Source organism: Pseudomonas chlororaphis subsp. aurantiaca, assembly GCF_013466605.1.
In the GTDB taxonomy this organism is placed as follows: Bacteria; Pseudomonadota; Gammaproteobacteria; order Pseudomonadales; family Pseudomonadaceae; genus Aquipseudomonas; species Aquipseudomonas chlororaphis_I.
Window position 1 is genome coordinate 2,148,225 of record NZ_CP059162.1, and the last position, 21,856, is coordinate 2,170,080.

At 56.8% G+C, this 21,856-nt stretch carries 28 protein-coding genes; 15 read left to right on the forward strand and 13 right to left on the reverse strand.

Features of this window, described 5'->3' with window-relative positions:
- Positions 1-32 precede the first annotated feature (32 nt).
- Positions 33-332: a PilZ domain-containing protein gene (locus H0I86_RS09785; RefSeq protein ID WP_180924849.1), complete on the reverse strand. Its 300-nt coding sequence runs from the start codon at positions 330-332 to the stop codon at positions 33-35.
- Between the two features lie 277 nt (positions 333-609).
- Between H0I86_RS09785 and rssB the strand changes: the two genes are divergently transcribed.
- Positions 610-1,791: a two-component system response regulator RssB gene (rssB, locus tag H0I86_RS09790; RefSeq protein ID WP_038583855.1), complete on the forward strand. Its 1,182-nt coding sequence runs from the start codon at positions 610-612 to the stop codon at positions 1,789-1,791.
- Entirely contained in the window at positions 1,791-2,273 is a 483-nt protein-coding gene (gene rssC / locus H0I86_RS09795; RefSeq protein WP_007926970.1) for an anti-sigma factor antagonist RssC, read from the forward strand. The genes rssB and rssC overlap by 1 nt, the downstream gene beginning before the upstream one ends.
- Before the next feature lie 72 nt (positions 2,274-2,345).
- Here rssC and tal read toward each other — a convergent pair whose 3' ends face one another.
- Positions 2,346-3,272: a transaldolase gene (gene tal, locus H0I86_RS09800; RefSeq protein ID WP_180924850.1), complete on the reverse strand. Its 927-nt coding sequence runs from the start codon at positions 3,270-3,272 to the stop codon at positions 2,346-2,348.
- A gap of 189 nt (positions 3,273-3,461) precedes the next feature.
- Positions 3,462-4,400, reverse strand: a complete 939-nt coding sequence (gene dusA / locus H0I86_RS09805) for a tRNA dihydrouridine(20/20a) synthase DusA (protein WP_373369407.1) — start codon at positions 4,398-4,400, stop codon at positions 3,462-3,464.
- 175 nt (positions 4,401-4,575) lie between these two features.
- On the opposite strand from dusA, the gene H0I86_RS09810 reads away from it, so the two are divergent.
- Both H0I86_RS09810 and H0I86_RS09815 read left to right on the forward strand, forming a co-directional pair.
- Positions 4,576-5,703: a tyrosine-type recombinase/integrase gene (locus tag H0I86_RS09810; protein WP_180924852.1), complete on the forward strand. Its 1,128-nt coding sequence runs from the start codon at positions 4,576-4,578 to the stop codon at positions 5,701-5,703.
- Positions 5,704-5,754: 51 nt separating this feature from the next.
- On the forward strand, positions 5,755-6,333 hold the full coding sequence (locus H0I86_RS09815) for a hypothetical protein (protein WP_180924853.1): 579 nt from the start codon (positions 5,755-5,757) through the stop codon (positions 6,331-6,333).
- 43 nt (positions 6,334-6,376) lie between these two features.
- On the opposite strand, the gene H0I86_RS09820 is transcribed toward H0I86_RS09815, so the two are convergent.
- The 3 genes from H0I86_RS09820 to H0I86_RS09830 all read right to left on the reverse strand — a co-directional run bounded on the left by H0I86_RS09820 (position 6,377) and on the right by H0I86_RS09830 (position 8,567).
- Positions 6,377-6,652, reverse strand: coding sequence for a pyocin activator PrtN family protein (locus H0I86_RS09820; RefSeq protein WP_180924854.1), 276 nt, complete (start codon positions 6,650-6,652; stop codon positions 6,377-6,379).
- A gap of 163 nt (positions 6,653-6,815) precedes the next feature.
- Positions 6,816-7,805 (reverse strand): phosphoadenosine phosphosulfate reductase domain-containing protein, encoded by a 990-nt coding sequence (locus H0I86_RS09825; RefSeq protein WP_180924855.1) that lies wholly within the window; start codon positions 7,803-7,805, stop codon positions 6,816-6,818.
- Positions 7,806-7,820: 15 nt separating this feature from the next.
- Positions 7,821-8,567, reverse strand: a complete 747-nt coding sequence (locus H0I86_RS09830) for a DNA cytosine methyltransferase (RefSeq protein ID WP_180924856.1) — start codon at positions 8,565-8,567, stop codon at positions 7,821-7,823.
- Positions 8,568-8,638: 71 nt separating this feature from the next.
- Here H0I86_RS09830 and H0I86_RS09835 point away from each other — a divergent pair, with 71 nt between their 5' ends.
- Positions 8,639-9,250 carry a hypothetical protein gene (locus H0I86_RS09835; protein WP_180924857.1) on the forward strand — a complete coding sequence of 204 codons (612 nt, stop codon included), beginning with the start codon at positions 8,639-8,641 and terminating at the stop codon, positions 9,248-9,250.
- A gap of 233 nt (positions 9,251-9,483) precedes the next feature.
- On the opposite strand, the gene H0I86_RS09840 is transcribed toward H0I86_RS09835, so the two are convergent.
- The 5 genes from H0I86_RS09840 to H0I86_RS09860 all read right to left on the reverse strand — a co-directional run bounded on the left by H0I86_RS09840 (position 9,484) and on the right by H0I86_RS09860 (position 11,472).
- Positions 9,484-9,888: a hypothetical protein gene (locus H0I86_RS09840; protein WP_180924858.1), complete on the reverse strand. Its 405-nt coding sequence runs from the start codon at positions 9,886-9,888 to the stop codon at positions 9,484-9,486.
- Between the two features lie 49 nt (positions 9,889-9,937).
- The gene (locus H0I86_RS09845) at positions 9,938-10,255 is read right to left on the reverse strand and encodes a pyocin activator PrtN family protein (protein ID WP_180924859.1); all 318 of its coding nucleotides are present in this window, start codon (positions 10,253-10,255) and stop codon (positions 9,938-9,940) included.
- Between the two features lie 158 nt (positions 10,256-10,413).
- Positions 10,414-10,698 carry a phage antirepressor KilAC domain-containing protein gene (locus H0I86_RS09850; protein WP_180924860.1) on the reverse strand — a complete coding sequence of 95 codons (285 nt, stop codon included), beginning with the start codon at positions 10,696-10,698 and terminating at the stop codon, positions 10,414-10,416.
- Between the two features lie 10 nt (positions 10,699-10,708).
- Entirely contained in the window at positions 10,709-11,299 is a 591-nt protein-coding gene (locus H0I86_RS09855; protein ID WP_180924861.1) for a hypothetical protein, read from the reverse strand.
- Complete coding sequence (locus tag H0I86_RS09860; protein ID WP_180924862.1) at positions 11,296-11,472, reverse strand: hypothetical protein; 177 nt, start codon at positions 11,470-11,472, stop codon at positions 11,296-11,298. Before H0I86_RS09860 ends, H0I86_RS09855 begins: the two co-directional genes overlap by 4 nt.
- A gap of 180 nt (positions 11,473-11,652) precedes the next feature.
- Here H0I86_RS09860 and H0I86_RS09865 point away from each other — a divergent pair, with 180 nt between their 5' ends.
- Complete coding sequence (locus H0I86_RS09865) at positions 11,653-12,936, forward strand: hypothetical protein (protein WP_180924863.1); 1,284 nt, start codon at positions 11,653-11,655, stop codon at positions 12,934-12,936.
- Between the two features lie 79 nt (positions 12,937-13,015).
- Here H0I86_RS09865 and H0I86_RS09870 read toward each other — a convergent pair whose 3' ends face one another.
- Positions 13,016-13,663 carry a LexA family protein gene (locus tag H0I86_RS09870; protein WP_180924864.1) on the reverse strand — a complete coding sequence of 216 codons (648 nt, stop codon included), beginning with the start codon at positions 13,661-13,663 and terminating at the stop codon, positions 13,016-13,018.
- Positions 13,664-13,760: 97 nt separating this feature from the next.
- Here H0I86_RS09870 and H0I86_RS09875 point away from each other — a divergent pair, with 97 nt between their 5' ends.
- From H0I86_RS09875 to H0I86_RS09900, 6 genes are all read left to right on the forward strand, one after another.
- Positions 13,761-13,994, forward strand: coding sequence for a hypothetical protein (locus H0I86_RS09875; protein WP_180924865.1), 234 nt, complete (start codon positions 13,761-13,763; stop codon positions 13,992-13,994).
- A 332-nt stretch (positions 13,995-14,326) separates the two neighbouring features.
- On the forward strand, positions 14,327-14,845 hold the full coding sequence (locus tag H0I86_RS09880) for a phage regulatory CII family protein (RefSeq protein ID WP_162094743.1): 519 nt from the start codon (positions 14,327-14,329) through the stop codon (positions 14,843-14,845).
- On the forward strand, positions 14,838-15,065 hold the full coding sequence (locus H0I86_RS09885) for a TraR/DksA family transcriptional regulator (protein ID WP_041983184.1): 228 nt from the start codon (positions 14,838-14,840) through the stop codon (positions 15,063-15,065). Before H0I86_RS09880 ends, H0I86_RS09885 begins: the two co-directional genes overlap by 8 nt.
- The gene (locus H0I86_RS09890; protein ID WP_180924866.1) at positions 15,055-17,274 is read left to right on the forward strand and encodes a VapE domain-containing protein; all 2,220 of its coding nucleotides are present in this window, start codon (positions 15,055-15,057) and stop codon (positions 17,272-17,274) included. The genes H0I86_RS09885 and H0I86_RS09890 overlap by 11 nt, the downstream gene beginning before the upstream one ends.
- A complete protein-coding gene (locus H0I86_RS09895) occupies positions 17,267-17,626 on the forward strand; it encodes a PA0613 family protein (RefSeq protein ID WP_180924867.1) in 360 nt (119 codons plus the stop codon). Before H0I86_RS09890 ends, H0I86_RS09895 begins: the two co-directional genes overlap by 8 nt.
- A 532-nt stretch (positions 17,627-18,158) precedes the next feature.
- Positions 18,159-18,506: a phage holin family protein gene (locus tag H0I86_RS09900; RefSeq protein WP_180924868.1), complete on the forward strand. Its 348-nt coding sequence runs from the start codon at positions 18,159-18,161 to the stop codon at positions 18,504-18,506.
- A gap of 42 nt (positions 18,507-18,548) precedes the next feature.
- Here H0I86_RS09900 and H0I86_RS09905 read toward each other — a convergent pair whose 3' ends face one another.
- Positions 18,549-18,992 carry a hypothetical protein gene (locus H0I86_RS09905; protein ID WP_180924869.1) on the reverse strand — a complete coding sequence of 148 codons (444 nt, stop codon included), beginning with the start codon at positions 18,990-18,992 and terminating at the stop codon, positions 18,549-18,551.
- Here H0I86_RS09905 and H0I86_RS09910 point away from each other — a divergent pair.
- From H0I86_RS09910 to H0I86_RS09920, 3 genes are all read left to right on the forward strand, one after another.
- Positions 18,991-19,230 carry a hypothetical protein gene (locus tag H0I86_RS09910; RefSeq protein ID WP_180924870.1) on the forward strand — a complete coding sequence of 80 codons (240 nt, stop codon included), beginning with the start codon at positions 18,991-18,993 and terminating at the stop codon, positions 19,228-19,230. The two genes, H0I86_RS09905 and H0I86_RS09910, sit on opposite strands and share 2 nt — an antisense overlap.
- A gap of 161 nt (positions 19,231-19,391) precedes the next feature.
- Entirely contained in the window at positions 19,392-19,916 is a 525-nt protein-coding gene (locus H0I86_RS09915) for a terminase small subunit (RefSeq protein ID WP_180924871.1), read from the forward strand.
- Between the two features lie 43 nt (positions 19,917-19,959).
- Entirely contained in the window at positions 19,960-21,846 is a 1,887-nt protein-coding gene (locus tag H0I86_RS09920) for a phage terminase large subunit family protein (protein WP_180924872.1), read from the forward strand.
- The last annotated feature ends 10 nt before the right edge of the window (positions 21,847-21,856 follow it).

Consider the following 21,856-nt stretch of genomic DNA (forward strand, 5'->3'; position numbering starts at 1 on the left):
CCCAGGGGCCGCCTTTTTTATTGCTTTCAGAATCAGTTCATCTTCAGGATTGTAAGCCCAAGTTTCTGGCCGTTGCCTTCCAGTTCGGTGACCCAGACCATTTCGGTGTCCGCTTCCAGTCCCCTGAGGGTTGCATGGTCTGAATCGATACGCACGCTGAGCTGGTCGCCGACCTTGAATGAGCGGGGTGCCTGGACTTGCATGCCACTGCTGGAAAGGTCGATGCAGACGACTGGAATCACCTGGCCCTGATGGATCGACGTGACCTCTGCATCCACCCGCATGCGGATGTAATCGCGCTTTTCACTGTAGTCACGATCGTTTGGGCTCATAGGCTCCATCCTGCGTTTAAGTTGCGGATTTGTCTGTTCTTATAACTCCCGGTGATTTGAGGTGTAAAGACGTCCAGCGACCATCGGCATGAGCTTGAAACGCCCCGCGGATGGGAGTACCGTCTGCGCCTTAGAAGGGCACCTCTGATGGTCGAGCGTGCAGGGCTACGGGCCCTGGCTCCGTTTCCAGAGTGGCTAGAAAGCGAATCCAGTAGTGTGTGTCCAGGCCTCGTGCCCAGCCACCTACGCCAACCTAATTCTGGCGCCGTTTGCCCACATGCCAAAAACCAGTGCCACGCTGCTGATAATCGATGACGACGAAGTAGTGCGCGCGAGCCTCGCGGCCTATTTGGAAGACAGTGGCTTCAGCGTCCTGCAGGCCAGTAACGGTCAGCAGGGACTTCAGGTGTTCGAGCAGGAAAAACCCGACTTGGTGATCTGCGATCTGCGCATGCCACAGATGGGCGGCCTCGAACTAATCCGTCAGGTAACCGACATCGAACCGCAAACCCCGGTCATCGTGGTTTCCGGTGCCGGTGTGATGAACGATGCCGTCGAGGCCTTGCGCCTGGGCGCGGCGGACTACCTGATCAAGCCGCTGGAAGACCTCGCGGTGCTGGAGCACTCGGTGCGCCGGGCCCTGGATCGTGCGCGCCTACTGCTGGAAAACCAGCGCTACCGGGAGAAGCTGGAAGCCGCCAACCGCGAGCTCGAAGCCAGCCTGAGCTTATTGCAGGAAGATCAGAACGCCGGGCGCCAGGTGCAGATGAATATGCTGCCGGTGAGCCCCTGGACCATCGACCAGTTCAAGTTCGCGCACCAGATCATCCCGTCTTTGTACCTGTCCGGTGATTTCGTCGACTACTTTCGTGTCGACGAGCGCCGCGTCGCCTTTTACCTGGCGGATGTTTCCGGACATGGCGCGTCATCGGCCTTTGTCACGGTGCTGCTCAAGTTCATGACCACGCGCTTGCTGTTCGAGTCCAAGCGCAACGGCACTTTGCCGGAGTTCAAACCGTCGGAAGTCCTTGGCCATATCAACCGTGGCCTGATCAGCTGTAAGCTGGGCAAACACGTGACAATGGTCGGTGGCGTCATCGACGAGGAGACGGGCTTGTTGACCTATAGCATTGGCGGACACCTGCCATTGCCTGTGTTGTACACGCCAGACAGTGTGCGTTATCTGGAAGGGCGCGGTCTGCCGGTAGGCTTGTTCAATGAAGCCACCTACGAAGACCACATTCTGGAACTACCTCCGAGCTTCAGCCTGACGCTGATGTCTGATGGTATTCTGGACCTTTTGCCGGAACCCACACTCAAAGAGAAAGAGGCCGCCTTACCTGAACGGGTGAGAACGGCAGGCGGCAGCCTGGATGGTCTGCGGCAGGTTTTTGGATTGGCCACGCTAGGGGAGATGCCGGATGATATCGCCCTGTTGGTGTTGAGCAGGAATCTTTAATGAGTACCGGTAGAATCCAGTTCGCCGAGCAGGACGGCACCTTTGTCCTGAAGTTTATCGGTGAAGTGCGCCTGACCCTGTGTTCGGCGCTGGATGCGACTATTGAGCGGATCTTCACGGCGCTGAACTTCTCGGCGATCGTGATCGACCTGACCGAAACCCGCAGCATCGACAGCACCACCCTGGGCCTGCTGGCCAAGCTGTCGATCCTGTCGCGGCAGAAGGTCGGCCTGTTGCCGACCGTCGTCACCACCCATGAAGACATCACCCGACTACTGCAGTCCATGGGCTTCGATCAGGTGTTCAATATCGTTGACCGTCCGATCCCATGCCCGGAATGCTTGACCGACCTGCCATCCCAGGACCAGTCGGAAGAGGTGGTGCGGCTCAAGGTGCTGGAAGCGCACAAGATTCTCATGGGCTTGAACGATTCCAACCGCGAGGCGTTCCACGATCTGGTGAATGCCCTGGAGCGTAACTGATCCTGTAAGCGGCAGCGCATAAAAAAGGGCGAACCCACGAGGGTTCGCCCTTTTGCGTTGGCGCTCGCTCGATCAGAGCTTGGCGGCCAGCAGTGCCTCGAGTTTTTCCTGGTCGCGGGCGAACTGACGGATGCCTTCGGCCAGTTTCTCGGTGGCCATCGCGTCTTCGTTGGAGGCCCAACGGAACTGCGCTTCGTTCAGGCTCTGGCGGGCTTCGCCAGCATGGCCCGGCGTCAGTTTGCGCTCCAGCTTGCCGGTATCGGCGGCCAGCTTCTCGATCAGGTCCGGGCTGATGGTCAGGCGGTCGCAGCCGGCCAGTTGCTCGATCTGGTTCAGGTTACGGAAGCTCGCACCCATGACCACGGTCTTGTAGTCATTGGCCTTGTAGTAGTTGTAGATGCGGGTCACTGATTGCACGCCCGGATCGTCGGCGCCGGTGTAGTCGTTGCCGCTGGCCTTCTTGTACCAGTCGTAGATACGGCCCACGAACGGCGAGATCAGGAACACGCCGGCCTCGGCGCAGGCGATCGCCTGGGCGAAGGAGAACAGCAGGGTCAGGTTGGTCTGGATGCCTTCGCGTTCCAGCTGCTCGGCAGCGCGGATGCCTTCCCAGGTGGAGGCGATCTTGATCAGTACGCGGTCACGGCCGATGCCGGCTTTGTCGTACAGCTCGATCAGGCGATGGGCGCGCTTGAGCATGGCGTCGGTATCGAACGACAGGCGTGCATCCACTTCGGTGGAAATACGGCCCGGGATCAGTTTGAGGATTTCTTTACCCACCGCGACGCCAAAACGGTCGCTGGCCAGGCCGACATCACCCTTGACGTCGCTGACGCAGGCGTTCAGCAGCTCGGCGTAACCCGGAATGGCCGCGGCTTTGAGCAACAGGGAAGGGTTGGTGGTGGCGTCTACCGGTTTGACCCGGGCGATAGCGTCGAAGTCGCCGGTATCGGCAACCACGGTGGTGCACTGCTTGAGTTGTTCCAGCTTGGAAGTCATGAGTGTGCTCTGTCCTGTGGGTCTGTTGACATTACCCGAGCGCTGACAGCCGCTCAAGGGCGTGAAGAGGTAAGCGGAGGCCTAAACAAGCCCCAAGGGCAACAACCTGAAAAACAGGTGTTTGAATGCAGGGGCGCTATCCGTTTACTACGATGCCAAAACACCCGTCAGGTTCAACCCGCGCGACCGTTAGCGGCCTTCGAGCAACTGCCCCGCCTGATCCAGCAGCGCCAGCGGATCCTTGGCCTTGTGGATGTCCACCGAGAGCAGCTGGCGGAACTTGCGCGCCCCCGGAAAACCGGTGCCCAGACCCAGTACATGGCGAGTGATGTGGTGCATGGCGCCACCCGTGGCCAGGTGTCTGGCGATATAAGGCCGCAACTGTGCCAACGCTTCGGCCCGGGAAATCACCGGCGCCGTGCTGGCGAACAACTGTTGATCCACCTCCGCCAGCAGATATGGGTTGTGATAAGCCTCGCGGCCCAGCATCACCCCGTCGAAAGTCTGCAAGTGCTCATGGCAGGCTTCCAGGGTCTTGATGCCCCCGTTGAGGATGATCTCCAGCTCGGGGAAATCCACCTTTAACCGCGCCGCCACGTCATAACGCAGCGGAGGAATATCCCGGTTTTCCTTCGGCGACAGCCCTTCAAGAATCGCAATCCGCGCATGCACGGTAAAGCTGGTGCAGCCGGCCTCGCGCACCTGGCCGATGAAATCGCACAGTTCCTCATAACTGTCGCGGCCATTGATGCCGATCCGATGCTTGACCGTCACCGGAATGCTCACCGCATCGCGCATCGCCTTCACGCAATCGGCCACCAGCCCCGGATGCCCCATCAGGCAGGCTCCGATCATATTGTTCTGCACCCGATCGCTCGGGCAGCCGACGTTGAGGTTCACCTCGTCGTAACCATGCTCCTGCGCCATCCGCGCGCAAGCCGCCAGATCCGCCGGCGTACTGCCACCCAACTGCAACGCCAAGGGATGCTCGGACTCGTCATGGCGCAGAAAGCGCTCATGATCGCCGTTGAGCAACGCCCCGGTGGTGACCATCTCGGTGTAGAGCAGCGCGTGCTTGGACAGCAGACGCAGGAAAAAGCGGCAGTGTCTATCCGTCCAATCCATCATCGGTGCAACGCTGAAGCGACGGGATGGCTCAGGCAGCGTATTCTCTGGCTTTGAGCTTGATTTTGCAGTGTTTTCGTTCAACGTGTTTTGTACCGATTTTCGGGGGTTTTGGGGCGTTTTCACCAAGCGCTTGGTACAATGTACCAATCGACAGACGGCGTGTACCAATTCTCATATGGCAACAATCAGAACGCGTAAAAAGGCCGATGGCACCCTCAGCTACCTCGCCCAGATCCGCATCAATCGCGACAAGGTGACAGTCTACCAAGAGAGCCAAACCTTCGCCCGCAAACAGGCCGCTCAGGCCTGGGCGAAGCGACGGGAGACCGAGTTGGCAGAGCCTGGTGCGATCGAGCGGGCCAGCCGTGTAGGTCACACCATCAAGCAGATGATCGATCGCTACCTGGTTGAAGCTGAGAAAGCTCGGCCGCTGGGAGAGACCAAGCGGCGGACGCTCAACGCCATCAAGAACAGTTACCTGGGCGAAAAAGTCGACTCCGACATCAGTCAACAGATGCTCGTGGATTATGCACTCTGGCGCATGAGTCCCGAGGGCGGCTCGGTCAAGCCTCAGACTGCTGGCAATGACATGGCTCACCTGGGCTCGGTGTTGTCCTTGGCCAGGGCGGCTTGGGGGTATGAGATTGATCCGCAGGCGATGTCTGATGCCCGCCTCGTACTGAAGAAGTTCGGCTACAACATGAAGAGCCGCGAGCGGGATCGGCGTCCTGCGCTTGATGAGCTCGATAAGGTGCTGGAGCACTTCTTCGAGATGTTGAAGCGTCGACCCACCGTGATTCATATGCCCAAGGTAATGGCGTTCGCGATCTTCTCGACACGGCGTATGGACGAGATCACTCGCATACTCTGGGAGGATCTGGACGAGCACCGGCAGGCGGTGAAAGTGCGGGATATGAAAAATCCCGGGCAGAAGATCGGCAATGATGTGTGGTGCCATCTGCCGGATGAGGCATGGAGAATTGTGCAGTGCATGCCGCGGGAGTGCCCGGAAATCTTCCCATACAATACAGACTCAGTAGGCACTGCATGGTCCAAGGCATGCAAGATGACTGGAATCGAAGATCTGCACTTTCATGATTTGCGTCATGAAGGGGTGAGCCGACTGTTCGAGATGGACTGGGATATTCCGAGAGTATCGAGTGTGTCCGGTCATCGCGACTGGAACTCGTTGCGGCGATATACCCATCTGCGCGGTCGCGGTGATCGGTACAAGGACTGGAAGTGGTTGGATGCTATCCTGCAATCTCGTGTAACGCTTGGGGCGAGGGTGAGCTACGAATAAGGGCTGGATTGTGTTTTTTTCTAATGGTATTGCTTCCGAGGGAGATGCTTAATGGATGAAAGTGCAGTGACCTTAGTAGTTGGGCTCGCAGGTATTGTTTCAACGTTGTTAGTGAGTGCGCTGGGCCTTTACTACACCGCCAAAGCTAGGGTGGCTCCGTTAAGGGATGCACTTTTTTCTCGGCAATTGGATGTGGCCGTACAGATCAGCCATCTTCAGTCAAGGATTCGTGTTTTCGCTACTATCCTGTCAGCGAAAGATGCCTTGTATTGCGATGAGGCAAGGGCGGATATTGGGGAGTATTACAAGCAATTCTCTGAGTTGGAGGCACGATCTGCCGTAATTCTCCCTGTTGAGCTTTGGCTTGAATTGAAAGAGTTGTCCAACGCTATATGTTGTTTGCTTCAAGAATATGATGAGCAAGGCGCGATAACCTCGCCATGTATGCTCAAGGTTGAAGCGAGAATGACGAAGGTGGCTTTGCTGTGTCGCACAATTACGGGTGCAGATCAGTTGTCAGAGCACGCGATTCGTCTATTTTCAAGTCGGAAGGACTATCAGCGAGTAGTTGATATGGAGATTTCTAAATTTGAATCCATGCATGGGGAAGTGAATCGCAGCGGTGCATAGGTTTAGGGCGCCAGAAATGGCGCCCCTGTGTACTGTGCTTATGTTAGTAGGCGCGGCGTACTTTATTGAGTTGTTGGTGTTCTTTCAATGCTAGGGCACGTTGAGTCTCTAAGTACTCAGCGAGGTCTGTTATGTGTATCCCTTTTGCGCTTTTCTGACTGGGCTCAAGTCTTGTGATAGGGATTTTTATTTGTCCTGCTAATACTTTTCGCAGAAACATTTCTGGCGTTAAGTGTGTGAAGTAGTCCTTACACACCCGTTCCAGAGGGATGATGGCCTGGCCGTTGTACTGCGCCATCAGGATGAAGGCGGTGTTCATGGATTGCCTCCTTCATAAATTAGGCCTTGGTACGCCATATCCCGGCGGCTACCAGTGCAGCAGGTAGGGATGTCGGTTGCTTCGGGATCATCCTTTCTTATTGGGTGCTGTATTTCTTTTTTGCAGACGCGGCAGGTGTAGCGGAAGTGAGTGGGTGTGAGCTTCATGCTGCCTCCGCGACATTTACAGGTTCCCAACTGGACTCGCACAGCCCATAGGCGCTTGAGCAGGCGGTCGCGTCGGTGGCTATCATCAGGTCGTATTGAATACCGCCTCGGGCAGTCTTGGACCATTCGACGGCCTGTCGGATGTTGGCGATCTCCATCACTTCAAGTGCGGTCATTTTGGCTATGGAACCGTTGGGATGTTTGGCATTGCTTCCGGCGAAAAAAGTTGCAGCGCCGCGTTTGCTAGCCTGCTTTACCAGTCGCTCCCAGCGATCAATTCGGTCGATTACCTCGGGGAATCGTAGGTCAATAGCCCGCAGTTCCTCCTTACGGCAATTGATACAGGGCATACAGCCGACGCGGCCCATATCTTGGGAGTAGAGCGGGTTCGGCCTGATGCCCATGTAACGGTGGGCCTCGAATACTGCTGGGATGTCCCACTTCAAGATCGGTCTGTAGTTGAACAGCCCCCCTCCGACTTCGTCGCATTCGGGCAGGTAGCGCCTGTTCAGCGACTCATCTGCACGGACACCTTGCCAACTGATCAGCATGTCACCGTTGCCCATCAGCGGCATGATTACCTGCTCAAGCATCGGATCTCGCTTGAGCTCCATAGTGCAGAACTGCGCCTTTCGGCTGGGGAAGCGTCCTTTCCAGAGGCAGAGATCAAGGAAGGGATTCCCTGTGGGTTGCAGTACATCAAGTGCTGCCAGGACCACGGCGTCTTCGATGCCTTGTTCGCGCCATTTGGTTTCGATGAACTTCCTTTTCCCGGCAATCTGCCGGCTGAAGTCCGCACGAACCCGTGTAATGGTTACTCCGGTGGCTTGTTCCAGATATTCTAGGTACTGGTAGGTCTGGTCGTGTTCATTTCCGGTATCGGCAAACACGGCCTGCAGGTTGGGTGTTTCCAGGGCGATGGCGACGAGCAGAGTGGCGGTGCTGTCCTTGCCGCCGCTCACGCTGACAATGTTATGAGTTGTCATTGATAGCCTCCAGCGTCAGTCACTATCGATCGAGAGAAGGGCGAATGCTGTTGCTGCCACTCGTGGAACTTGTCCATTTCCAACGGCTCGATGTCGGTCCATTGCAGTGGCCACCCCATCAACCACTCGCTGAACTCTGGGTTGTGAAGCCCTCCAGGCAATAACCCCAGCAGGGTTAAGTGTTCGGGGAGACGAACACCTCGCGAAGATTTTTCGGCTCTCTTCCTGGCGGCTTCTGGCAAAACACTGCCTTTCCCGTCCGAAGCCGTCGGCGTCGGCCACAATCCAGATACGTTCCCGCTTGTGACCCAGGCCGGCGTCATATGCGCTGAGCACTCCCCATCGTGCATCGAACCCCAGCTCGGCCAAGTCCCCGAGAACTCGGCCAAGTCCTCGAGAAGTGAGCATTGGCGAGTTCTCCACGTAGACGAAACGGGGTCGTACCTCATCGACGATTCGGCGCTGTTCCACCCAGAGTCTGCTTGCGCCACCGTCGAGGCCTGCTCCATCCCCGCAGATTGCGATATTGGTGCAGGGGAAGCCTCCCGAAACCACGTCAACAAGGCCTCGCCACAGTCTTCCGTCAAAACTGCACACGTCAGACCAAATCGGGAAAGCTGGGAGGGCTCCATCGTTTTGTCGTTGCGCCAGAACTTGTGCGGCGTAGGCATCACGCTCAACGGCGCAGACGGTGCGCCATCCCAGCAAGTGTCCACCGAGTATTCCGCCACCAGCGCCTGCGAAAAGAGCCAGCTCATTCATATGCCCTCCCTGAAATGAAAGGGGCGCATAGAATGGGGTTCAAAAGCCAAAAAGCTGAGGGGTAGATTTTTATGGCTGCAGGAAGCAGTAGCGGCAGTACCACGCCTCCTGAGGCGGTTAGAACGTTTCAGATTAAAACTGTCAGCGACATGCTGGCCAAGCTCGAGTGGGAGATTGAGCAGCTTCAGGCAACCCAGTTTTCGCAAAGCGCCAAGTCGGTAGACATCTCGAGTTACTTCGCGATTAACGCAGCTCTGACTGCATTTCACGTTTGCGAGTGGATATGGCATATCGGTACGCAACAGCAGAAGGATGCCTGGCTGCAAGCAGCGCCTGCCGCTTCCAAAGCTCAAGGTAAAACGCGTTTTCAGGTAGGTTTGAAGTATCAATGCCCAGAGTTTGGGGTATGCAGAGCAATAGCGAATTCGTTCAAGCACCTTGCAGATGATCAGTTTACGGATACCAATGTTTTGACTGACGTACCTGTGTTCGAACTCTCGGTTCCAGCCACTGCAGGCTCCATGAGAGCGGGTGATCCTCTGGCTCAATTTGCAAAAGTCTTGATGGTTCGAAGCAAGGGCGGAATTACTCCCGCGGCGCACGTTCTCTCCAGAACATATGGTTTTCTTGAGGATTTCTGCGAGAAAAGTGGCTTTTTGACTGGTAGTCAGGTGAGCCCTTGAAAGGTGCATATACCCCTCAGAAAGCTGCGCGGGCGGACGTTCCCGAGCGATTAGCGTTGCACCAACACTGGCTGCCTCGCGCAGCTTTTCGTGGGGTATAAGCGCCTCGGCAGTGGCGCTGACAGGATCACTAACGCCTGCTGCTTCGCAGCAGAGACTGTTTGTTTTTTGCGCGTTGACGCCACAAGCGTCGGCTGCCTCTGGGCTCAAACGCACCAATGGGATGGGACGCTTCATGCTGCGTCCTCCTGAGGCACCGGCTCCAACGCCTCGGCCATGGCAAGTACCTGGTCCTGCAGGGCGAGTGTTTCTCGGGTGATGGTCTTGCCGGTGCGTAGCGCGCCGAAGGTTGCGGCTGCAATCCTCAGCTTATCGGCGACGTCCAACAGAAACTCCCGCGACTGGCCAGCCTTGAGCTTTTTGCAGTGCTGAGCGAGGTGCAGGTGGTTAGCCTGGATGAATTGCAGGGAGGCCTTCAGTTCCCTGATGGTCTTGGCGTTTTCTGCTTGGGTGATTTCTTTCCCTTCCTGCAGGCCTTTCGCCTGGCCGTCTTTACGGCCGAAGAAGTAGCCAAGGTTGATCAGCAGTGCGGCAGCGAGTGTCAGGCCGATCAGGGCATAGATTTGAGTTGCAGTCATGTGGTGTGCTCCTGGTGGTTTTGCTGGGCCGGTGGTGGCGGCCGTTGGGTTACTCGGTTGCTTCGGTTTGGGTGCGAGGCATGTCTTCATCCGCTCTATAGGCTCGGATGTCTATCAGCGCGGCGACATGCCGGATGTGCACGTATTTCGGGGCCTTGCGACTGTTGTCCAGAGTGGTGACGGGTAGCTCGATCCGGCCGCTGGTGATCTCGGCTGCAAACGACTCCTTGTTGAGGTTACGGAAATACTGCTCGCGCAGCCTTTCCAGGGGGATCAGCACGTCACCGAAGGTTCGGTAGAGCAGCTCGACAGTGGATGAATCCGGTGCGGGGTGCAGTCGCAGTGGTGCTTGGCTGTTAATGCTCATGGTTCTGTTGGGCCTCCTTGCGTTTGTGGCGAGCTGGGTGGTTCCAGGCATTCAGGCAGTGGCGCTTGGTCAGTTCCCGCAGATGTTCTGGTACCTCGAGGAGCGCGGCGTTGCGCTCCTCTTTGGTACCCAGGGCTAGGATCTGGCGGGCGTACTCCCTAGGCCACGTCACGGCGGTCTGCCGGGATCGCCGGCATCTCAAGTCCCAGTTGTTCGGCGAGCCAGGGCAGGCCGGCTTGCTTCACCCGGGTGGATTGGCTGTATTGCATGCCCAGCTCCGGGTGCCACCACTGGCCGTCCTTGATCCGCAGGTATTCGCGGTCGCGGGTGGGATAGGCCGGCAGCTTTTTGTCGTTGATCAGACCTTTCTCGCGCATGAGCTTGATCAGCGTTGGGCGGGTGATGCCGAAGTACTTGGCGGTCTTTGCCAGGTCGCGTTCCATGGTTAACCCCCTATGCCGCATGTGCTGCAGGAGTTGCGACTGCAGCCAGGTGGTTGATGGATTCGACGATCTTCTCGTACATCTCGGTGTCGCTACCGAACACGGTGAAGCACTTGGTGCGGGGCTTTTTCACGCCAATGCTCATGATGGTGGTCACGGCTTTGCGCGTGATGTTGCGATGGAGGGCAATCTGAATGGGGAGATCGAAGCCCATATCCAGGCTGATGGTGCCGCCTGTGCGTACCAGCTCGAACACCTGCTGCCGTTGTTCGGCTTCAAAGGTTCCGAAGCGGCGGCTTGCATGAGGAAGTGTCAGCAGATCGGCTGAGCTGCTTGGATCGAAGGGGCCGTTAACGATCTCTTCGATGAAGTCGGCCAGCTTGAGGTGCATCTTCTTTTCGTTCGGCAGGGTGAGCGTGTGGCGCTCGCTTCCCAGCTCGACGGTGAAGAGCGTGTCGGATTGGCTGCGTTCAACCTTGAGGCGGAACGACAGCACATCGCGCCGCGGGGTGGACCGGAGCGTATGAGTAAAGGTTTCGGTCAGATTGACCTGGGCGTTCAGCAGCTGCAGCGTGCGGTTGTCGAGTTTGTACTTCCTCATGCTGCATGCCCTCCGCCGTTCGGGCCGAAGGGGGCGGGGGTGCCGCGGGGTTTCTGCTTGGGTTTGCTGGCGACGAACTCGCATCCGGCCTCACGGGCCAGGCGGCGGATTTCAAAGGTACGGGATGGATCGGCAGCGGCCGGGTGGACGTGCAGGGTTGCTGTGGTGTGCATGGTGTTGCCTCGCTCTGTGGTGGAAGAGTGAGGCAATAATTAACCCTAAAGGTTATTTTGGTCAACCATTTTATACCTTTTGGGTTGTTTTTTGTGTTCAATTCAAAATTGTCAATTTCCGTTTTGATTCTTTTTTCTTTAGTATTCTCTGATTCATTACACAACACAGGGAACGTAGAAATGGCCTCACCGCTCTGGGATTTAGATGAGCTTGTATTGAAATGTAGAGATGAAAAAGCAAAAAGCTATATAAAGGAGGCTGTTAGTTGCTATAGGTCAGGGGCTTTTCGATCTGCAATAGTTTCAACTTGGGTGGCGGTGGCATTTGATATAATTGATAAGTTAAAAGAGCTGGCATTGGCTGGGGATAAGGCAGCTGAAAGTCAGATGTCCGAGTTCGAAAAAGCGAGGCGCGCAGGAGATATTGGTTTTTCGTTGAAGTTTGAGCGGGATTTGCTGAAGAATGCGCGAGATCAGACTGAATTAATATCTCATACAGAACATACCGACTTAGAGAGGCTTCAACAAGATAGAAATCGTTGTGCTCATCCATCAATGACAATAGATGGTGAAATTTTTAATCCTTCTGCTGAACTAGCAAGGATGCATATTCGATCTGCTGTTGAGCACTTGCTTCAGCACCCTGCGGCGCAAGGTAAGTATGCACTTGATCTATTGCTCGCAGAAGTTGACTCCGGGTACTTCCCACTGGAACTGGATAAGGCGCTTGTGGCCCTTAGAAGTAGTCCAATGGTAAGGGGGAGAGCCTCGTTGATACGGAACTTTATTGTGGTATTGCTTAAGAAGTTGCTACGGACTGACCTAGATCCAAAAGAGCAAGGAAGGGCAGTTACCGCGCTCAATGCGGTTGAGGTTATGCACAAAGAAGTGTATGACGAAACCATCGATAATAGTTTCTCTAGTTTCGCTCGGGCCCTTGAACCTACCCATTTGTACAGGGTATTCCCACTGTTGACTAAGCTGACGGATGGATGGGATATGCTAGATGCAGATATCCAGCAAAAAATTGCAGCCTTCGTAGAGGATCTTCCCGAAAAGCTTTTCAATACTCTGGATCCTATCTTGAATTTTACACCCCTGGCTGAGTTCACCAATAAACGTGTTGCAAAAGCTGTTCGAACCGAGCTTGGTTTGAGTTTTTTCTCGACACCAAGCAGACCTTTAATAGATCGGGTGATTGAACTTTTTGGTGGTTCAGTGAATTTTGATCAGGCGAATGCCTTCGGTGCGGTGGTTTTGTCGTACATCGGTTTCTTCTCTAGGGAGCAAATTGAAGAAATAATTAAGGTTTCTGGTCAGAATGGTCAGGTGAAATATAGTCGTGTTATTCCAGCAGTGATTAAAAGGTTGTATTTGACAGGTAAAGCTACGGATGATGATGTAGATGCTTGGCTTAAAGCAGCTAAGATGGAAGATTATATTCAGGAAAGGGTAGCTGCTTAATTATTTAAGTAGAAAAAAAGAAGCGTGATGAGCGCTTCTTTTATATGTTTATATGATGTGGTTGCCAGCATTGGTGAGGCTACAAATCAGATATTTTCCAACGTGCCCTGCCGCAGATAGACCACTCCTCAGATAGTCGAATTATCCGCTCTGGCCAATCTGGGTTCAGGGCATATAGATATCTTTCACTTCCTTCTTGTTTCAATTGTTTCAACGTCGCAGCTTGATCACTGGTGCGTTTTGCTGCAACAAAATGACCGGGCAAAGCCTCTAGAGACGGATCAATAACTATTTTATCACCCTCTATAAACTTAGGCTCCATGCTGACGCCCTCAACACGCAGGATGAAGGCTCGTGGTCCAACTGGGCCTGGAGCATCTATCCATTCCTCTGCGTCCCTAGAGTCAAAATTGCCATGAAATTCGCACCAGGCACCTGCTGCGATCGATCCCATAACCGGTAGTTTTCGTCCGGTATGGCTCAGAACGGTGGCATTGTTAAACTCGCCTATGCCAAACGGCATATCAAGATATCCATCGTGGAGATGAAGTGCTTTTTCTATTTCACGGGCAATCTGATCGCCGATGCCTTTCGTTGGATTTTTGCCCCCGAATGCGCTGACCTGCGCGGGTGCTTTACCCAATAGCTCGGCAATGTCGATCAGGCGGAGCTTCTGCTCAGCCAAAACTCTTCGGAAATTCTGAAGGCGTGTGTCTGAAATTTTCATGCACCGATTTTGGCTTGATTAACCTGATAGGTGAATGTCCTACAGGGTATTGCAAAAAATAACCTTTAAGGTTAATTTTGCATCAGGAGGTACACCCATGAATCTACGCGAGTACATCAACCACTTAGATGCTGAAGGGCTAACGGCTTATGCCAAGCGGTGTGGCATTGCCATAAGTTACATGCGAGTTCACGTCAAATACGCAAGCAAAGATCCAAGTGTTTCTTTGATCAAGGCATTGGCTCGAGAGAGTGATGGTGTTGTATCCCTTGTCGATGTTCTTGAACATTACGGAGTTACTGAGGTAGCTACGCTAGGCAAAGCAGCATAGCAAGAAAAAAGGCGACCCAAGGGCCGCCCAGTTCCTCCCAGCACGCACCACCACAGCGCTGCCGGGTCGCGATAAAGGTAGGCGGGCACACCACATGCGAACCGCCGACCTTTACCGCGCTTTCCAAGGCTCGGAAGCCTTGGTGTTGCTGCCTTTCTCCACCACAGATAGGGCAGCTGTTGCGCCAGGGGTGAGCGACGGATCGCTTGCCCCGGCACGGTGCCGGTGTCGGTCTTGCGGACCTAGCCGGCGTTTGGGCCCTTTCAAGCCACGCGGCAAATGTATCACCACTGCATGTCGCGCGGCACTGGCAACTTATAAGGATTAATGCCATGAGCCGAATTGCTCTTAGTTGTGTTGACCGGGCGCAGCGGGAAGTCCTGCCGCTCGATCTAGCGCTTTACCATGCCGCACGGGACTACCCCGGCGGCGCAGCTGCCATCGCCGCCACCACCGGCAGAAACTCCACCACGCTGCAGCACAAGCTGTCTCCAACCCACCCAAGCCATACCGTAAACATTCAGGAATTCGGCGAGATCCTCGAACTGACCAAGGATCGTCGGATTCTGGATGCCGTACATGCCCTGGTCGGCGACACCATCTGGCAGGAACTGGCCGAGACCTACACCACCGATATGCCCGAAACCCTGACCTCTGGTATCGCAGAGTATTTCCGGCAGGTAGCTGATCTGGCCGAGACATGGGCCAAGAGCATCGGTGATGGGGTTGTGAGTGACCAAGAACTGGCAGCTATTCGGCTGCAGGTGTTCCGCGGTATTCAAGGGCTGCTGGGGTTGTTCAACCGCGCCACGTACGTCAACCAGACAACGCGGGGTGCTGCCCGTGGCTGACATTGCCGACTTTGCCAACGACCTAGTGCAGGAGCGAATCGACCAGGCGCTTGCTGCACGTAACGCCGCCAAGCCTGCTTTGGCGGCACATTCATTTTTGTTCTGTGAGGGTTGCGAAGAGCCGATTCCAGAAGCACGCCGTTTAGCTTTGCCCGGATGTACTCAGTGTGTGCGTTGCCAGTCCATCGACGAAGCGCGGGAGGCCCGCCATGCTCGATGAGGTATTGGGACAATTCGCGGACTACGGCCTTGAGCCCGCGCAACCGCTGGTTTTCGGCAAGCTGACACGCTGTAAAACATCGCAGGACAAGGGCAAGGAAAAAAACGGTTGGTACGTTGTGCACGAACACCGCACGGAGAAAGGCGACACGCTGATCTTCGGTAGCTTTGGTGATTGGCGCTCGGGTGAAACGCAGAAGATCAAGGTCAAGGCCGGGCGGATGTCGCCGGAGGAGCGCGAGGTTATGCGTGCTCGGCAGGAAGAGGCCAAGCGCCGCGCCGCCGAGATCGCGGCCAATGCTGCACGTCGTGCGGCGAAGCGGGCGGTGGGTATGTTCAAGCGTATGCCGGAAAAGGGGCGCAGTGACTATCTGGATCGCAAGCAGATCGTCGGTTTCGGCGTTCGCTATGCACCACGTTCCGGCGCGTTCCTGGTGCCGATGTGCAACACCCGGGATGAGATTGTCGGCCTGCAGGTGATCTTCCCATCGAAGCAGGAAGACACCGGCCGGGACAAGTCCTATTGGCCCTACGGGATGTCGAAGGAGGGAGCATTTCACCTGATTGGCCCGCATCCGGATCCGGGCGAGCCTGTTCTGGTCTGTGAGGGCTACGCCACTGGTGCGAGCCTGCATATGGCGACTTCGCTGACGGTTGCTGTCGCGTTCGATGCAGGCAACCTGTTGGTGGTCTGCAAGGCTATGCGTGAGCGCTTTGCAGGTTGCCCGCTGATCATCTGTCGAGACGATGACTGGAAGACCAAAAAGCCGAATGGTGATCCATGGAACCCTGGAGAGGAGAAGGCCAGCAATGCTGCGCTAATCGTGGGCGGCCAAGTGGTTGCGCCGATTTTCTCGGTAGAGCGGGAGGAGAAGTGGACCGACTTCAATGACCTGCATGTTGCGGAAGGTCTGGAGGCGGTACGTCGCCAGGTATTGGCGGTGGTCAAGCCGCCTGCAGCTGGTGGCTGGAAGGATCTGCTGGCTCGTAGCGAAAGCGGTGCCTTGATCGCGCATATGCAGAACGTCGAGCTGATTCTGGCCAATGACGAGCGCTGGGCTGGAGTGATCAGTTACAGCGCTTTCAGTTCGAAGATCGTCAAGCTGCGTGCAGCCCCTTATGGCGGTGGCACGGGCGATTGGGCCGACATCGACGATATGCGTGTCATGAAGTGGCTCGCGCAGCAGTACAACTTGCGGGTCAAGGCATCCCATGTGATCGAGGCGGTGAGTGTGGTTGCGCATGACCATGCCTTCCACCCGGTGCGCCAGTATCTGCAAAAGCTGGAGTGGGATCGAGTGCCTCGCCTGGAAAGCTGGTTGACCGACGTCATGGGCGTTAAGCCCAGCGACTACACGTCGAAGGTCGGCAAACGCTGGATGCTCTCGGCAGTAGCCAGGGTGATGAAGCCTGGCTGCAAGGCCGACTCGGTGATGATTCTCGAAGGGGCTCAGGGTGCTGGTAAGTCAACGGCGATGAGCATCCTCGGCGGCGAGTGGTTCATGGACACGCCGTTTGCCCTGGGCGACAAGGACGGTTTCCAGGCAATCCGCGGTAAGTGGATCGTTGAACTGGGCGAGCTGGATAGTTTCAACAAGGCCGAGTCGACCAAGGCCAAGCAGTTCTTCTCGGCATCCACTGATACCTACCGCGAGAGCTACGGCCGCAGGACTATGGACGTGCCACGCCAGTGTGTTTTCGTGGGTACGACCAACCAGGACGAGTACCTGAAGGACGCCACGGGCAACCGCCGCTATTGGCCGGTGGCGTGTACCAAGGTGGATCTGGAGCTGTTGCGCTCGATCCGCGATCAGCTGTGGGCCGAGGCGGTGTTCTGCTACGACGCGGGCGACCTTTGGTGGGTAACGTTGGATGAGGCAGCATTATTCGCGGAAGAGCAGGACGAGCGCTTCGTAGTGGATGAATGGGAAACGCCAATCTTGACCTGGCTGGAAGAGTCGCAGATTGGTGAGACCACGACCGGCAGCGAGGTGCTGACGCAGGCACTCAAGCTCGACCCGGGACATTGGGGTAAGCCGGAGCAGATGCGTGTGGGTGCGATCCTGCATCGGCTGGGCTGGAGACGTTTCAGGCTCGGTGCTATGACCAAGAGTCGGCAGCGGTTGTGGGGCTATAAGAAGCCAGCGGACTGGGGGAAGGCGGCTGACTCAGAACTAGAAGTTGTCGAGGAGCTTTGTTTCGATGATTAAGGCAATCGATTCGTTGCTTCAGTTATGGGCTCGGGAGCTGCACTCCGACCATTCGAAAGGCGGTCTGGCCGGTGGAAACATGGTCGCGATGATGATGGAGAGTAACGGCCAGTTAATCCGCGGGCGGCGTGCATTCCGAGCGCCGTTGGAGAGCTCGTTGGATATCGAGCTGATAGTGAACAAGCACCTCGCGCCCGAGCTGGTGACGGTTGTGCGGGAGCACTACTGCACCCTTGATGTCGACATGCGTTTGCGTTATGCGCACTGCGGCTGCGGGCGTGACACTTATTATCAGCGTCTTCATGACGCCCATTTGGTTATCTGGGGCATGTTGATGGGGGTGGCTGCTTGACCCTAGGCATGGTTCCGGCAGTTGCTGTCCCACCGTCCCGCCTTGTCCTACTATGTTTAGACGCAGTGGGACAGGTGCGGGCCTTGTCTTTACTGGGCTGTCCCACCGTCCCACCTTGCAACGTCACCCGCCCACATATGCGTAGCAGGCACGATGCACGCGCGTTTCACGCGCAAGCGTGTTTCTTAATTTTCTCTCTTTACACGAGAAAAGAGATAAATAAGTAGGGCGGTGGGGCTGAGCCCCGAATTTAGGCGCTCTCAGGCGTCCCACCTTAATTCTAAAAGGTGGGACAGATGGGACGCCGCTGAAACAACAGAATGCCGTGGGGAGATATTCGCCGACATTCGCCAGACATTCGCCCGGTGTAGCCCACTTATTCACCGGGTGGCATTAAACCGGGGTTGCTGCCACCGGAATCGACCTGTAAAAAGTAGTCATCTTCGATAGGTGCGACCCGCAGAGAGCGGCAGGCACCACACTCACCAAACCCGGCCCTTGCGCCGGGTTTTTGCGTTTAAGGGGCAGGGGAATGACGAACGAGCAGCAAACGCTGGTGGACATGCCGATCTGGATGGTGATTGTCCTTTCACTGGTCGGTGGTGTCTCCGGGGAGATGTGGCGAGCCGACAAGGCGGGCGCCCGGGGCTGGTCCTTGATTCGCCGCTTGGCATTGAGGTCTGGAGCCTGCGTGGTCTGCGGGCTCGGCACCATCATGCTGTTGCACGCCGCCGGGGTTTCGATCCTGGCAGCAGGCGGGATCGGATGCCTCACGGCAATGGCCGGCGCCGATGTTGCGATTGGCCTGTACGAACGCTGGGCCGCAAAGCGACTGGGCCTCGGGCAGGTGCCACCGCCCAGTCCCCCTGGTGCTGAGTAAGACGGACCATCTGGATGACGGAGCGCCTTGTTTCGGGATGATTTAGCTCGGTAACCCAAAGTGGGTGGCTACGAAGCGGGAGCCCACCGACAGTACCTCGCCCGCCAGGCTGCCCACGATGCTCTTGGTACCGCTTTTGGTGGCATCAACGAGTTGGTCGCCCAGGGATGGACCTACGGTAAGGCTAGCGGGAACAGCCTTGAGCGCTTCAAGGCCTTTTGCGGTTAGAACTACTTCATCAAACCCCGCGTAATCCAGTTTCTCGTGAAACCGCAGATATCCGGCCTCTGCCAGCCACTCGACGCAGGCGAAGAAAAACTCACCGTTCTGATTGGGAAAGTCTCCCTGCGCGCCCTCATCGTAAGAAAACCCGTCTTCCAGGAAGTCTTCGATCAGCAGATGTCTGGCTACCGGGAAGTTTTCATAGAGAGCACCAAACACCTGGCCGGTGATCTCATCAAATTTCTGAATGTTGGAGGTGGTCATGTCCTTGACTCCTGAACAAGAGAAAAAAAGCCCCCAAAGCTGGGAGCAAGTATTGCGTTTTATTGACATGCAGGTGCGTCGAGATTTCGACCTGCTGCGTGCGCGACATTACTGGGAGAAGACCCTGGAGGAAACCCCCAAGGAAGTGCTTGTAGAAGCGTTGAGCATGGCGTTGGCCACGGGCCGATACCAAGAGAAACCACGCGGCCGGTGTGGACGGTGTTGCTGGTCTTGCTGATGTCTCAGCGTTCCAGGCACGGTTGACCCCGCCGGGCAGGGGCGGGCGTGGTGAAATTTTGGGTCCTCCCCACGGCCCGCCCCCTACACGGGTGCGCAGACTCGCGGTTTCTCTGCAGCTGAGATTTTTGCAGGGATGTCCGTCTTTTCAAGGACTTAGTGATGGGCAAGACAGTTAGCAAGGTCGAGCTCGGCGAGATCGTCGGTCGAGACGAGCGCACGTTGAGCCGGTGGCAGAAGGAAGGCATGCCGGTGATCGAGTTCGGCGTGGGGCGTGGCAACGAAAACCAGTACGACACCCAGGCGGTGATCGAGTGGCTGCTGCGCCAGGCCGCGTTGAACGGCAAAAAAGAGTCCGCTCGGGACAGGTATGACAGGTTGCGGGGCGATGATCTGGAGGTGGAGCTGGCCAAGAAGCTCGGCCAAGTGGTGTTAGAAGCAGACATGGTCGAGCGCTTCGAGGCGGTGATCACTACTGCCAAGATCGAGCTGCTGAACACCCTCCCCGATGAGCTGGCGGCGACCTTGTCCGCGCAGTACGGCGTGCAGGTCGACGACCAGCTTATCCGCGCGCCTATCGAAGCAATACTGAGGAGGTTGTCCGCATATGACGAGGACGATGATGATCCCGACTGGGATGCTGACGAGCCGGACGATGAAGAGGGCTCTGAAGAAGACGGCGATTAAGGGGATCCGTCGAGCGTGTCGCAAATGGGCCCCGGCCCCGCGAATGAGCATCATCGAATGGGCTGACAAGTATCGTTATCTCTCGACTGAGGAGGCGGGCAAGCCAGGTAAATACCGGTTCGATGTTACGCCTCACCTGATCTGGCCTGGTGGCCCACTGGAAGCCCTAGACGATCCAAATGTGTTTGAGGTCGTTGGTCGCAAGTCTGCCCAGGTGGCCTGGACATCGGGGGTGATGGGTAACGCTATAGGCAAATGGATTGATCTGGACCCGTCCCCGATCTTGATCCTGTTCCCCAAGGCCGAAGCGGCCAAGCAATACGTGGCGGAAAAGCTTGGACCTATGATCGCCGCGACCAAGCGCTTGCGCAAAAAGGTCGACCTGGGCAGCCGCAAGCTGCAGCAGCGTCAGGACTTCAAGCGGTTCCCCGGCGGCTTCCTCAAGATGGTCGGCTCCAACAGCCCGGCCAGTGTGAAGTCCACCCCGGTCCCTCGGGTTGCGGTGGAGGAGCCCGACGACTGTAACCTGAACCTGCGGGGGCAGGGGGATAGCATCAAGCTGGCTAAGGAGCGTCTCAAGACGTTCCGGCGGTCGAAGATCATCATCGGTGGGACTCCGACCATCAAGGGGCTGTCCGCGATCGATGCCGAGTTGGAACTGTCGGACAAGCGCGTGGGCCTGGTCCCATGTCACGGCTGTGGCCACGAGCACGCGCTGAGCTTCGACCATCTGCATTGCGACGAGGACGAGCACTACCTCCACGAGGTGTACGGTAAGCGTCGTCCGGAAACAGCGTATTACGCCTGTCCACATTGCGGTGAGATCTGGGACGACCACCAGAAGAACACCAACCTCCAGCATGGGCGCTGGGAGGCCACCGCCGAATTCCGCGGCATTGCTGGTTATATCCTCAACGAGCTGTATGCGACGTTCCATGGCTCCCGCTTTGAAAAGTTGATGGAGAAGAAGCTGCAGGCTGAGCATGCCGCGTCGAACGGCAATAACGGTCCTATGATCGCTTTTACCAACAGCCAGATGGGCGAGTGCTACGAGTACAAGAGCAACGCGCCGAAGACGGACGAGCTGGAGAAACGTGCCGAACCTTACGCCGAATTGACGGCCCCGAAGGGTACGCTGCTGGTCACGGTCGGTGTTGACGTTCAGGGCGATCGTCTCGCTCTGGTTATCGTGGGGTGGGGGCGAGGAGAGGAGTCCTGGAGGTTGTACTGGGGCGAGCTGCCCGGCAACCCGATCGACCCGAATGACGGGGTGTGGACGGATCTCGACAGGATCATCGCGACGCCGATCCCCACCGAGAGCGGTGCGCAACTGGCCGTGTCGGCGGTCAGCGTCGACAGCTCCGACGGCAACACCAGCGATGCGGTGTACACCTACGTTCGGGATCGCCAGCGCTTCAACATCATGGCGATCAAGGGCGCGTCCAACGACAGCCGGGACCGGGAGATCTTCACCAAGCCGGCCCAGTCAGCGGACACCAGCCAAGACAACACCAAGGCTGCGAGGTATGGCCTACGTGTGTTCATCGTCGGTACCCACAAGGCCAAGACGCTGATCGATGGCCGGATGCGCCTCAAGGGCAGCGGGCCAGGGCGTATGCACTGGTACAGCGAGATCCGCGCGGACTACTACGAGCAGGTGACCAACGAAGTCCTGGCGCCGCACCCGCGCACCCCCAGCAAGATGGTCTGGCAGAAGAAGGCCGGCCGGCGCAACGAGGCGCTGGACTGTGAGGTGTATGCCTTGCACGCGGCCCGCAGCCTGAAGACCCACCTGCTGCGCGACAACGAATGGGACCAGCTGGAGCAGCAGCTGCTTCAGCCCACCCTCTTCACTACTGAACAGGCGGTGGCGCCGATTCCTCGTCGCGTGGTTTCGCGCGGCAGGGGCACGCGGAGCCGCGTCAGCTAACCGAGGTTCA